At 34.0% G+C, this 13,391-nt stretch carries 13 protein-coding genes; 3 read left to right on the top strand and 10 right to left on the bottom strand.

All coding sequences use genetic code 11. The features are described 5' to 3' along the window. Positions 1-68: 68 nt before the first annotated feature. The 10 genes from BFA01S_RS06420 to BFA01S_RS06375 form a co-directional block, all read right to left on the bottom strand. Positions 69-1,229, bottom strand: a complete 1,161-nt coding sequence (locus tag BFA01S_RS06420) for a DUF4317 domain-containing protein (RefSeq protein WP_066227188.1) — start codon at positions 1,227-1,229, stop codon at positions 69-71. Positions 1,230-1,392: 163 nt separating this feature from the next. Further along, entirely contained in the window at positions 1,393-2,790 is a 1,398-nt protein-coding gene (locus tag BFA01S_RS06415) for an aldehyde dehydrogenase (protein WP_066227184.1), read from the bottom strand. Between the two features lie 157 nt (positions 2,791-2,947). Then, positions 2,948-4,810, bottom strand: coding sequence for an ABC transporter permease (locus tag BFA01S_RS06410; RefSeq protein WP_066227181.1), 1,863 nt, complete (start codon positions 4,808-4,810; stop codon positions 2,948-2,950). Beyond that, complete coding sequence (locus BFA01S_RS06405) at positions 4,785-5,549, bottom strand: ABC transporter ATP-binding protein (RefSeq protein WP_066227179.1); 765 nt, start codon at positions 5,547-5,549, stop codon at positions 4,785-4,787. Before BFA01S_RS06405 ends, BFA01S_RS06410 begins: the two co-directional genes overlap by 26 nt. A 92-nt stretch (positions 5,550-5,641) precedes the next feature. Then, the gene (locus tag BFA01S_RS06400; RefSeq protein ID WP_066227178.1) at positions 5,642-6,640 is read right to left on the bottom strand and encodes a sensor histidine kinase; all 999 of its coding nucleotides are present in this window, start codon (positions 6,638-6,640) and stop codon (positions 5,642-5,644) included. Further along, the gene (locus BFA01S_RS06395; protein WP_066227176.1) at positions 6,637-7,344 is read right to left on the bottom strand and encodes a response regulator transcription factor; all 708 of its coding nucleotides are present in this window, start codon (positions 7,342-7,344) and stop codon (positions 6,637-6,639) included. Before BFA01S_RS06395 ends, BFA01S_RS06400 begins: the two co-directional genes overlap by 4 nt. A gap of 216 nt (positions 7,345-7,560) precedes the next feature. Beyond that, complete coding sequence (locus BFA01S_RS06390) at positions 7,561-8,154, bottom strand: hypothetical protein (RefSeq protein WP_235842975.1); 594 nt, start codon at positions 8,152-8,154, stop codon at positions 7,561-7,563. Between the two features lie 270 nt (positions 8,155-8,424). Next, positions 8,425-9,087 (bottom strand): MBL fold metallo-hydrolase, encoded by a 663-nt coding sequence (locus tag BFA01S_RS06385; RefSeq protein ID WP_066227170.1) that lies wholly within the window; start codon positions 9,085-9,087, stop codon positions 8,425-8,427. Between the two features lie 383 nt (positions 9,088-9,470). After that, complete coding sequence (locus BFA01S_RS06380) at positions 9,471-9,860, bottom strand: tautomerase family protein (RefSeq protein WP_066227167.1); 390 nt, start codon at positions 9,858-9,860, stop codon at positions 9,471-9,473. Positions 9,861-10,108: 248 nt separating this feature from the next. Next, complete coding sequence (locus BFA01S_RS06375; protein WP_066227165.1) at positions 10,109-10,666, bottom strand: helix-turn-helix domain-containing protein; 558 nt, start codon at positions 10,664-10,666, stop codon at positions 10,109-10,111. Between the two features lie 111 nt (positions 10,667-10,777). Here BFA01S_RS06375 and BFA01S_RS06370 point away from each other — a divergent pair, with 111 nt between their 5' ends. The 3 genes from BFA01S_RS06370 (at position 10,778) to BFA01S_RS21780 (ending at position 13,297) form a co-directional block, all read left to right on the top strand. Beyond that, entirely contained in the window at positions 10,778-11,362 is a 585-nt protein-coding gene (locus BFA01S_RS06370) for a LysE family transporter (protein WP_066227161.1), read from the top strand. 488 nt (positions 11,363-11,850) lie between these two features. Beyond that, positions 11,851-12,840 (top strand): YpdA family putative bacillithiol disulfide reductase, encoded by a 990-nt coding sequence (locus BFA01S_RS06365; RefSeq protein ID WP_169800440.1) that lies wholly within the window; start codon positions 11,851-11,853, stop codon positions 12,838-12,840. Positions 12,841-13,057: 217 nt separating this feature from the next. Then, the gene (locus BFA01S_RS21780) at positions 13,058-13,297 is read left to right on the top strand and encodes a hypothetical protein (RefSeq protein ID WP_176573067.1); all 240 of its coding nucleotides are present in this window, start codon (positions 13,058-13,060) and stop codon (positions 13,295-13,297) included. The last annotated feature ends 94 nt before the right edge of the window (positions 13,298-13,391 follow it).

Raw genomic sequence — 13,391 nt, 5'->3', positions numbered from 1 at the left:
AGAAAGACTGAATCAAATCAATATTAAAATTACGGCAAACTTCCTCCCAAGAACCTTTCCTTCAACTATTAAAGAGTCTTCGATTCCAATCGGAATCCTTCAACTACCACATCTTCATCAACTTCTAATAACAGGCATCTTTTTCCATTGTAAGTAATATATTTTACATTTTTCAAATCTTGCGGACTGATGGATACGTCTGCTATTTTTGTATTGATTTTAATGGATTTAGGGACTATACTGCTTGCTTTGATTTCGTGATTTACATCATCAACAACATTTTTAAAAGCTTGTTCCACTTTTTCCGTATCTACATTCTCAACTCCGCTTACTTGTAAAATACGTCCGATATCCCGATAATCTAGTGTTGGAGATTCGCTTTCTTCATTTTCTTCATTCTCCTGCACGATTTTATCAATTTCTTCATATACATTGGAAATGATTTCAGAATCTATTTCATCGCCGACTACTACTTTTAAAATTTGTTCAAAGCTGTCTTTTTCTTCAACAGCAGTAATAATATCTTCGCATTGAAGCACTTCTTCTATAAAATAATCATCCGGCTGATTTACTTTTCCTCCGTAATAAAGAATATGGTTCACATCTGCCGAATTATCATTAAAGGCAGGAAACATAAAACCTGTTAACGGAGCAGTTAAATTAATAATCGGATCAACCGCATTATTTGATTTGAATTCTTTCTCCACATAATCAAACAACAAGGCTTTTTTCGGCTGATCGGTTTTATTAAGACTGCAAAGGATAAATTCGCTCGAATATACCGCATCATCTCCCCCTTCTTCAGATTCCAGATCCCGCTTCTTGGTCACCTTTTGATATTCTCCCCTTATAAACGTTACCATTGTATCGAATTCATAAGCTACATGAGCAAACATTTTCTCGACGATCTTCAGCATGTATTCTTCCCAATCATCCGTTGTTTCTGCCCGTACTCCTTCGAAAAGGATCCTTTGTGTGCTGTCTTCCGCATCACGTCTGAATTTCAGCTCAAACAGTTTAGCGTCCAGATGTCCTGTCAAAACTTTTTTAAAGTTTGCTAAAAATAACTCTTGTGCTTCCTGTTCTAACATTTCAAACGGTTGACTGACTTGATGATAAATCTCTCCTGATTCTTTCTTTACATATACATTGAATATTTCGCGAATTTTCATAAATTGATTGTTTAATTTAAATTGCTTTCGGATATTAGCGATGTCTTTTTTATTCATTTAACTCATCTCCCATCCCTGATTATACTGTTCAGACAAAAAAATAGTAATACTTGATATTTTTCAATTTTAAGAGCAAAGAGATTGCTTCACATTATCAAAAAAATATCTGCCCTCAGTACATAAATTGTACCGAGGTACAGACATTTTGCTATGTAATCATCTATTTCAAAAATTTTCGTACCAATTGCAAGTTTTTATTATTGAAAGGCGGAAATAACATTCTTACATTAAGTTTCGTACTCGCTTTAAGAACACTCTTTTCATGTGAAAATGCAATAAAGCTGTAATGCCCATGGTAAGCCCCCATTCCGGAATTACCTACCCCTCCGAAAGGAAGATCAGGGTTGCCTAAATGAGTTAAAGTATTATTGATACATACCCCGCCTGAGGAAATTTCCGACAGCACCTTATTTTCAACATGCTTGTCCGCTGTAAAAAGATAAAGAGCCAGTGGTTTGGCGAACTTGTTAATCGATTTAATAGCTTCACCTAAGTCCGTGTACGTTAAGATTGGAAGTAACGGGCCGAAAATTTCATCTTCCATTGATGCTGAATCCCACGTAGCTTCGAGCAATGTTGGTTCAATAAATCGGGTATTCAGATTCGTTCCTCCACCGAAAATAATTTGCTCTTTATCTTTTTCGAGGATTGTTTTTAATCTGTTAAAATGCCGTTCATTTACAATACGTCCAAAATCCTTGCTCTCTTCAATTGTTGATCCGAAAAACCGGTGAAGAGCCTGCTTCATTTCTTCAATAAGTTCTTCTTTAACTGCTGCATGGGCCATCACATAATCCGGTGCCACACATGTCTGTCCGGAATTCACCGTTTTACCCCAGATGATTCGTTCAGCAGCCACTTTTATATCGGCACTTTTATCTACGATGACAGGGCTTTTTCCGCCAAGTTCCAATGTAACAGGAACCAAATTTTTCGCGGCTGCTTCCATTACAATTCTGCCTACCGCAACACTGCCTGTGAAGAAAATATAATCAAAGTGTGCATTAGTTAATGAGGTGTTCGTTTCAACTCCTCCCTGGACTGAACGTATATAGGAAGAATCAAAAATATTTTCAATCATTTCTGTAACGACAGCGGAGACATTCGGCACTAATTCTGAAGGTTTCAGAACGGCACAGTTTCCAGCTGCAATTGCACCAATGAGCGGTTCGATTAGCAGCTGAAATGGGTAATTGAACGGACCAATAATTAAGACGGTTCCATAAGGTTCATACATTACCATGCTTTTGGACGGAAACAGGGCGAGCGGTGTATTCACCTTTTTTGGCTTCGCCCACTTTTTTAACCGTTTCATCGTATGTGTAATACTATTTAATGTAAATCCGACTTCCATTGTATAGCTTTCAAAAGGATGCTTTCCTAAATCTTTCTGAAGCGCCTCTGTAATTTTTGACTCGTATTCTTTTATTCCTTCTCTTAGTTTTTGTAATTGCTGCAAACGAAAGTTTAGATCCTTCGTTTTATTTGTATGGAAGAAATTATTATGTTCCTTTAGAATATGTATAACATTTTCAGGTTTCAGCTCAGTCTCTATCATGATTCACATCCTCCTTAACGAATTTCCAGTATGATATAGCAAGAACCATCGATTCATCTATACCTATTATATAGTTAAATGATAGATCAAATAAATTTAAAGCATTGTATAACAAAAAGCACCCAATAAACAAAGTTTGTCAGGTGCTTCCTGCTTCCTACTGAACAGCGGTCTTAATCTGCTTCGTATAGAAAAATCGAACAATAAAAAAATAAATAACTTGTATAGCTAAAAATACACTTAGCACAATAACTGATTCCTTAAATAAATCATAATAGAACAAATGGGACAGCGCAGTTAGTGCGACAGCACCATGCATAAGCGCGACAGTGATTGGTGCAAAAAATAGAATAGCAGTTTGTCTGTTCAGCACCTTTTTTAATTCTTTTTTAGTGAGACCCATTTTAGCGATTGATTTGAATTTTTGTTTATCTTCATCTAAGTCCATGTAAAGGCGGAAGTAGAGAAAACTTCCTGCTGAGACGAAGAAGACGATTCCAATAAATAATCCGACAAACATAATCGGTCCAAACGTTTTATTTATTTGATATGTTTGATATTCAGCTGAAGTAAATTTATAAACTGGGATTGTACTAGCTATTTTTTCAGATGCGTCTAATACATGCTGTTTCCCGTCTGTCGCCTGCCAAGCGTGGAAATACATTTCCTCTGTTGGAGCTGGGAGCTTTTTGTAATCATTATCTGAAACAACATAATAAAAATCTGATGAAGGCAGTGATCTTGACTCAATCATTTTACTAGGCTGCATCGTTTCTCCTGATGTGAGCTTAATCGTTGCATCCATCGGATCTTTTTTCTGTCCAAAAGGAAGTCCTTCATATTTAACGGCTAATAGTTGTCCATCTTGAACCTCAATTGTATTTTCTCCAATCAGCTTTGCAAAACGGTTAAAGTCTGATTGTTTTGTTATTTGGAAACTTTCTTTTTCGATTTCATAATGGTGGAGGATTGTCTTTGCTTCTTCAGTCTTAATATTTTCTTTACTCAAGGTTTCCTGAATGAAAGCTACTTCCTCTTCTTTGTAATCCTCTGTTTGATAGGTGAACGTATTAGGATTTGTTATTTTTACTCCTGCTGTGACATACGTTTGAAATCCGAATAATGTACCGATCGCACTAAATGCTACAGTTGAAATAATCGCAACCATAAAGAAAGTCCGCGCATTATCCTTCATTCGGAAAGAAAGATCAGAGAACAAGAGCATATTTGTTTTGTTCCAAAAAATATTCTCATTTTTCTTTAAGCGGCGTATGACAAAGACGCTTAATTGTGTGAAAAACAGATAAGTTCCAATAATGACTACCGTAATAACCGGCAGCATCACTATTGTTACAGCTACCCCTTCTGCAAGCAGAGCAACAGTATAGCCGGTACCGATCAAAAGAGCTGCGATAATCGTTAAAAAGATATTTGCCTTCGGTTCCCCTTTTGATTTTTTATTTCCTTTAATTAATTCAATTAGTTTTCGGCTGCGTAAAATATAAGAAACGAAAATAGAAATAAAGAAAAACAATAACATAAAGGAAACAAACGTTAAAATAATGGCTGAGGATGGAAAATAGAAATTTAATTTATTTTCAATAATAAGGACATTTTCCGCTGTTAGTAAAATTCCTTTTGCGAAAATAATCCCAAGTAAAATCCCGCCAATCGTTGCAATGAAGCCGATTAACATATTTTCAAGAAAAACCATTAAACGGATTTGCTTCATCGACATCCCTTGCATCATCAGTAATCCGAATTCCTTTTTTCTCGATTGTAAAAAAGAACTCATTGAATATAAAATGAAGAAAAACGAAAAAACATAAATGATCCCTGCGGCAATGTACATTCCTTGTGAAACATGGGAATTCATATTATCACCGTTCAAGCTTGGATGAAACGCAAAAATAGCAAATGTGAAAAATACCATAACAGTAAACATACTGCTGAGAAAGTATGCCGCATACAGCCTTTTATTCCGTATGACATTATTAAACGCGAATGTGCGAAAGGTCATGTGCATCCCCTCCCATTAAAGAAAGCGTGTCAATAATCTTCTGGAAAAAGGCCTGTCGGTTATCCCCTCGATGAATTTCGGAATAAAACTTTCCGTCACGAATAAAAACTACCCTGTTGCAATAGCTTGCTGCTTGAGGGTCATGTGTAACAAGCATCATCGTTGTACGTTCTTTCTTATTAATCGATTCGAGCATTTCCATTACATCTTTTGATGCTTTAGAATCAAGATTTCCAGTCGGTTCATCAGCAAGCAGAAGCTTCGGAGTATGAATCATCGCTCTTGCGACTGCTGCTCTTTGTGCCTGGCCTCCTGATATTTCATACGTCCGTTTTTTCATAATACTTGTGATTCCAAGCTTTGCAGCTATTTCATTTGCTTTTTGTTTCATTTCCTTCACTTTTTTTCCTTCCAATGTTAACGGGAGAACGATATTTTCTTCTACTGTTAATGTATGGAGAAGATTGAATTCCTGAAAGACGAAGCCGAGTTCACGTCTGCGGAATTTAGCTAAGTCATCCTTTTTTAAATGATTTGGATTATTTTCATTAATTAATATCTCACCTGTCGTTGGCTCGTCAATTGTCGCAATTAAATTAAGCAGCGTTGTTTTTCCACTTCCGGACGGACCCATTATACCGACGAATTCCCCATCTTCAATCGTGAGATTTATATCTGTTAACGCACGATGTGTCACTTTTCCTTCGTAAATTTTACTAACTTGTTTTACTTTCAGCATCACAAATCTCCTTTCGATTCACAATCATTTGATCTGTGATTAGTATAGCTCTCTATATAATCAATAAACTATCGATTCATCTTTCAGTTTCCTTACATTGATGTAAGGTTTTGAGTAGATGAAAAAATAATTCGGAATGTCGTCCCCGCTCCAACTTCTGAATCCATCTCTATCTGGTGTCCAAGATGTTCGATCGCTTCTTTTGTCAAATACAGTCCCATCCCTGTAGATTCTCTAAATTTACGTCCGTTTTCTCCTGTATAAAATGGATCGAAAATACGCCTTCTGTCCGTCTCTGGAATACCGACACCAAAATCAGTCACTTCAAGCACTGCTTCTCCTTCTTTTTCATAGATAGAAATAATAATGCTTGTATTTCCATTAGAATATTTCACTGCGTTATTAATGAGCTGGGAAAGGATAAAAAATAGCCATTTTTCATCTGTTTCAACTGTAATCCCGTCCCTTTGTATTTCAAGCTTCGGATATACTTTATTCCGTATGTAAAAACGTTTATTTTCTCTGTTTACTTCATGAACGATTTGAGATAGCTGTACAGGTTTAATATGAAAATCCTGTTCAATAGAACGCAGGCGCGCCATATAAAGAATTGTGTTTAATCCTGTTTTTATTCTCTCTGTTTCTTCACGAATGCTCGAAGATTCCGGTTCATCCAAAGTTTGTGCTGTAAGCTCAATAACAGAAAGCGGTGTTTTCATTTGATGCACCCACTGATCCATAAACTTTAGATGTTCGTCCTGCTGATGCTCCAATATTTTTATTTGATTTTGATAAAGCCTGTACTGATTTTTCAACAGATGATCAAGCGCTTCTGATACGGGAGTTTGTTCTGTCTTTTGGAAAGAATCATCAAGTGATTCAAGCGGTTTACTAAGCCGCTTATAAAATTTCTGCCGGCTGTAATAATGGTAGAAAAGATAACAGCCAAGAAAGAAAATACCGAGAAAAACAGTATAAAGTATGAGACTGATATGACGGTAGCCGTCAAGCCAGTAAATCATACTTATAATGAAAAATTGAAGTACTTGCACCGCAATTAATAAGGAATGCTCTTTAAAAAATAATTTCATTCTGCTCCCGCCTTTAAGCGTGAAACATTCAGCCGGTATCCTGCACCTCTTACTGTTTCTACGGCATCTTTAATACCGAGTTCCAAAAATTTTTTTCTTACTCTTGTAATATTTACATTAAGTGTATTTTCATCTACATATGTATGATCATCCCACAGCTTTTCAAGTAAGTCTTCCCGTCCGGCAACGCGGGGATAACGTTCCATTAAGCTTTCAATAATATCAGCTTCTTTTTTCGTTAATGAAGCGGTTTTCGTATCAAAAGTGATTTCCAGTCTTTCCGGAAAAAGCTTAAGTCCATTGGTTTCAAGTACTCTCTCTTCAGCCTGTGCAGCATATTCCCCATACGCGCGCCGGAGCTGGCTCCGTATTTTCGCCATCACTATTTCAGGGTGAAACGGCTTCGTAATAAAATCATCTCCCCCATTTTCCAATGCCATCACCTGATCCATCTCCCCAACTCTCGCCGATATAAAGATGACAGGACAAATCGATTCCTTGCGAATTTGCCTGCACCAATAATAGCCATCATAACTAGGCAAATTAATATCAAGAAGAACGAGTTCCGGTTTATTTTCATGAAAATCATTCATGACATGATCAAAATCAGTTACTATCGTTACAAAATAACCGTATTTAGCAATATAAGACTGCAAATATTCTGCAATTTTAGGGTCATCCTCAACAATCATAATTTTATACATATTTCTAATCCTCACTCATCTTCGTCTAATTCACTAACTTAACTAATTATACTATAATCAGGAAATATTCAAATTCATAAGAAGGAAAAGTATGAAAATAATAGGCCTTATTGGAGAAATCAACTGTGGAATATTATCGAATTATTAACGCAGTAAAAAAGAATCTTCCAATTGAAGATTCTTTTAATCACTTATTAACCTAATCGACCTGCCAGTTTAGTAAGAACCGACAAAATACCAATTCTTATCTAATTTTTCTATTTGTTGAAAATCTGCATCAAAGTCATGTTTACTCGGTTTTTTATCATTAGGGGAATACACGAATCCAGAGAAATTATCTAACATTCCACGGTATGTGAAGAACAAAACAAAGTTACCGTTTTTCTCAATCACAATTTCTCCACCGCCTGTAGACAACCACTTATATTCAGGTAATAAGATAAGTGAGGAATTATGTGAAACATTCGGTTTAAGAGTACCTTTCTCCACCATCTCTACTACTTCTTCTCTTTCAGCTTTATTCATTTTAAAATCCAAATCTAACATAATTTGAGTAAAAGGAATGAACAGCCATAATAAGATAGTTAATAATTGAACGGTGAGCGGCTTCCATTCTTTCTTTTTTAACAAATGAATAATGCTCATAACAGTAATTGTAATAAAAAATCCAAACACTAATGACCAAACAGGCAGCATCAAAAATACAGTTATTATATCAATCAGCTTCCATTGAAAAAAACTAAGTAGAATAACTAATATGCTACTGACTATAGACAGAAATAAAAGCCATTTTTGCTTCAAGTTTTTCACTCTTTCAAATTATATTTTGTTTCATTTTATAAAAAAAATCAGCGGAGTATCAACAAATATTTTCTATTAATCTAAAATGGTACTAAAAAAGATCTTAAAAAATACTTTATACATATCTAGTCAACACAATAAACATTTTAAACAGTGAAAAAGGATCTTCTAATTTGAAGATCCTTATAAATATTTATTACACTAACATACCAGTTAGTTTCATAAACTTTAGCTGCTTCACTTTTTAAATAAAGTTGTTTTGAAGACAGAACTAGAAATTTAATATGAAATTATTTTTTGAATCTGATCATTAATATTTAACTTACTTAATCCCCCGTGATAACAAATTGTAGATTCAATATCTAGGTCTAAATATTTGTTCAAAGAGAGTCGAGCTGCCTTCATATCAAGTGTTGTCGGGGCATGAATGCCTCCAATTATCCCGTTTACACTGTACATTGAATCCCCAGCAACAAGTGTTTTACTTTGTTTCAAATATAAGCTGATATGACCAGGAGTATGCCCTGGAGTATGAATGACACGAATTCCACCGCAATACGGTAATTCTTGACCATCTTTCAAAGTATCGTCTACTCTACCCTTCGGAGGATTCTCTAAATGCCCATCTTTCAATAAAGGTAATTCCCCTTCAATATAAGGCTTATCTAGCTTGTGAGCATATACTTTAATATTACTTCCACACTCCTGTAATATCTCAGGAAGACTGCCTATATGATCGAAATCCTGATGAGTCAAAATTACAATTTTTAGTTTATCGAACGATATTCCTGCTGTATCCATTGTCATACGCAAATCTTCCAGTTGTCCCGGGAATCCAGTATCAATCAAAACTGCCATTTCTTCATCCCACAAAAGAGTTGGGTGAATAATATTCCCATGAAATTCAAGTTGAAGCATTTCTACTCCATTAGAAATTTTCATAACTTTGAACTCCTTTTAATTAGATTTATTGATGAAAGATAATCAGTTTAGTTATACTAAGAGAGTTGAAAATAAGCTGCTTCTATATCTAACATACATACTATGTAGTTTTACTAACTTGAAAAACTTGGAGTTTCCATTCACTCATTTTTTAATAATTTCTTCTTTATTCAAAAATGCAGTCCTTTAATAGACTAATAAACTGGAGTTTTACAAAAAGTATAGATAAATCAGGTTCATCTTTTTTATAAACTGTTAAATTCTCTTCAAAATGATACGGCTTTTTATAAACAGTCTACTTTAAACAAAAAGATCACGACATTTTGATAAACATCGCGACTTTATTTTAAATCTACAGCAGTCATTAAGGACGACCTTTTAACTTATACATTTACTTTATAATTCAATGTTAACTCATCACCAGGTAACCCTCTTATACCCCAGTTATGCTTTGGTGTTTCAAAGATTGTGATTTCAATATCTTGGGGAGATATATTCAATTCACTATTTACATGATCGAATAGTATCTTTATCAAATGTTTTTTAGCCTCTACCGTTCGACCTTCGAACATACTAATCTCAATTACGGTATATGCTTCGCTTCTTCCGCTTGCATAATAAAAATCTTCTTTGTCCATAGGGAAAAAACGATGAAATTTCTTATCTGGAGGAAATCCAAGTGCTTCCACCATACATGAGTGAATAACATTTGATAGTGTTTCCTTAATTGGATTTAACCTGTCTTTTACCCCGTAAATTTTAATTTGTCCCATTCTCATCTCACCTTTCTCTTCTTCGCTAAACTCGGCTAACAATAATTACTGTTCTATAAAGAGATTAGAAATTCCTTCTTAAAGTATTCTGCACCATTAATTTAATGAAAAAACTGAAATGTAAATAATAACAATATTTATTTTTAGAGATTGTTTTAGTCTTAGGTCTTTAAACAATTCTTACATGCTTGATATCAGGAAATTTTACGCTGGTGAGAAACCATTGGAATTTTTACATATGATCTCATTTACATGGATGGATAATTAATCGTCATATTTAATCTTGTCAATTCATTGCTTGGATTGTGGTATGTATGTGTACAGTTTGCTTTAAATCTGATCGAATGATCTTTTTCGAGTAAATAGGTTTGCCCTGATATTGTTAATTCGAGCTGCCCATCAAATACAGTAATGTATTCTTCTGTCCCATCATGATGAGGAACTGCTTCTAAATATCCCCCCGGCTCAATTTCTACCATATATATTTCAAACTGCTTATCATTTTCGAATGGAAAATATGGATACACTTTATATTTCCCATCATTCTCTGGCAATTCCAATAAATCATTTTTTGATATTATCGTTATATTATTCGTTGGTTCCTTAATTAGTGAAGTAAAGGAAACCTTTAATCCATTCGCAATTTTCCACATGGTCGTTATTGTGGGAATAGATTCTCCACGTTCTATTTGGCCTAACATAGTTTTACTTACACCTGTTAATTCTGAAACTTTATCCAAACTTAATTTATTAACCTTTCTGTATGTCTTCATATTTTCAGCTACCACCACATGTATTTCCTTCACATCGTATCCTCCATTTTTTTATTTACAATATAACGTACAAAATGTACAATTTAAAGAATAGATCGTTATAAAGTATTTTTGTACATTATAACATACGAGGAGGCAGTTATGATGTCAATGTTGTCACTATTGGTTTATGCATTTGTCGCAAGTTTCACTCCTGGTCCTAATAATATTATGTCGTTGTATTACACTAATCAATTTGGTTTGAAACAGACTTTCAGATTTTGCTTAGGAGTTGGTTTTGGATTTTTTATTTTACTATTATTCGCTAACTATTTTAGTTTTGCATTAAATACTGTTTTTCCAGAAGTCGAGTTAATTATGAAATTATTTGGTTGTCTCTATTTACTTTATCTAGCTTATAAAATAATGACGAGCAAACTTGGGAAAGAACAACAATTCAATAAACGATATAATAATTTAAGATCAGGAGCTATGTTGCAATTCATCAATCCTAAAGCAACTATTTACGCTATTACCGTCACAGCCACATTTGTGACCCCCTTTTATCATCATTATTTAACTCAGTTTCTATTTATAATCTTGTTAGCTGTGATTGGATTCTCAGGGACATTCAGTTGGAGTTTGTTTGGAGCATTATTTAAGAAATTGATCGCTCAATATCAGACGATTTTCAATATCATCATGGCTTTGTTACTTGTTTATACTGCGACTACGATTTTATTATTTTAGGTGAGAAGACTCCCACTTCAATTTTGTGCAAGATGTAGTTCAAAATAAGTGGGAGATGAATCGCCTTTTTACGCATTTAATTCGAGAATCAAATAATGAAAATTAAACCCCAAGTGTAAAAATGACAGCTTCTTCTTTATGATTAATTTCATTTATAGATTAGGAAATTCATAAATTGGCTGTGCCTGTTTTTGCATCATAGAAGCAGGTAAGCTTTTTAAAAATATATTTCGAAGTGCCACTGCTGCCCCCTTCTCATATTGAGCAACTTTCCCTAGTTGCCAACATTGCTTAGATAAGTCTTGAATATGCTTTTGATGATGTTATTAAGATTTTTCTCTATTAACTTTTGAGTATTCAACACAATGAATCCAAGTAAGCAGATGATAAGAAAGAAATTCGTCTCTAATTTTTTCTTTTAATCAGAGGAGAGCATGACTATACTTATATAGTTGAAATTAGTAAAAATGAAAAAGGAGAATCTACAAATGGAAGACTCTTATGAAATGTATGATGTTGTGATTATTGGTGGTGGACCTTGTGGTTTAGCAACTGGCCTAGCCCTTCAAGAAAGAGGAATTAAATATGTTATTATAGAAAAAGAAGCAATTGTAAACTCCATTGTTAATTGCCCTCTAGATATGCGTTTCTTTAGCACTTCAGATCGTCTCGAAATAGGTAATATTCCTTTCTTATCTCAAGAAGCAAGACCGTCACGAGCAGAGTTATTAAAGTATTATCGTCTTGTAACTGAACGACAAGATATCAACATTAAATGCTATCAAAAAGTAGAGCATATTTCGCAAAATAATGATTCTTTTATTGTACATGCCATGGATCGTAATGGTTCAAATATTAATTATGAAGCCAAAATGATCGTCATTTCTACTGGAAACTTTGATCATCCAAAACGGATGGGAATTAAAGGCGAAGATACTTCAAAAGTGATGCATTATTATAAAGAAGGACATCCTTATTACGGCCAACATGTCACAGTAATAGGCGGTAAGAATTCTGCTATAGAAGCAGCTATTGATTTATACCGTAATGGAGCAAAAGTTTCATTAGTGCATCGTAAAGAGACTGTTTATAAAGGAATTAAACCATCTTTACTGCTAGATATTCGTAATTTCATTGAAAAAGATAGAATTAATTTCTACCCTAATTCCAGCGTGGAGGAAATTACTGATACAACAGTTTCTATAAATACACCTGAAGGTAGCGTTACTATTCCAAATGACTATGTATTTTCTTTAATTGGATATCAGCCTGATACAAAAATGCTTCAAAGTATTGGAATTCAAATTGATTCTTCTACATTAATTCCTGCTTTTAATCCAGATACATATGAGACAAATATTAAAAATGTCTTTCTTGCAGGGGTTGTAACAGGTGGGATTATGAATAAAGTTTACATTGAAGATGGACGTTTTCATGGATTAAAAATTGTAGAAGCGATCAAACAACGTTTAATTTAACTATATAATTAACGTAAATCATATTTTAAGCAGTGAAAAAAGGCCTTTAAGGCCTTTTTTATTATTAAGTAATAATTTGTGATATTAAACATAAAAGAAGAATTATAATAACACTTGATTATTAAAATCAAATAATTTATGGAGACAATTAGTAATTAAATAACTTCAATTAGAATAAAGTTTAAGGGTAGGAAAATTTATTCAAGGAGGTAGTATTTTGCAATCTCAAAATTTTAATATTGAGGAAGCCGATTTGTCACAAGAAGAATATAATCATGATGAGAGACAACCACCTTATTATTATCCAAGACCACCATACCATCATTACCCATATCACCATTATCCGTATTATCCTTACTACCCGCCTTATTATCACTATCCATATTATCCACCTCACTATCATTATCCACCATATCCATATCCTGGTTATGGTTATGGATATGGTGGAGGCTACTAATACTAAAATACTTAAATTAGAAACGGAATGTCAGGTTGTTGAAAAAGCAACCTGATTATTTTATTTAATACATAAAGTGAAACTTCTATCAGTG

It is taken from the genome of Metabacillus fastidiosus NBRC 101226 (genome assembly GCF_001591625.1).
GTDB lineage: Bacteria > Bacillota > Bacilli > Bacillales > Bacillaceae > Metabacillus > Metabacillus fastidiosus.
The sequence above is the reverse complement of the archived record's forward strand: the minus strand, read 5'-3'. Positions and strand labels throughout refer to the sequence as shown.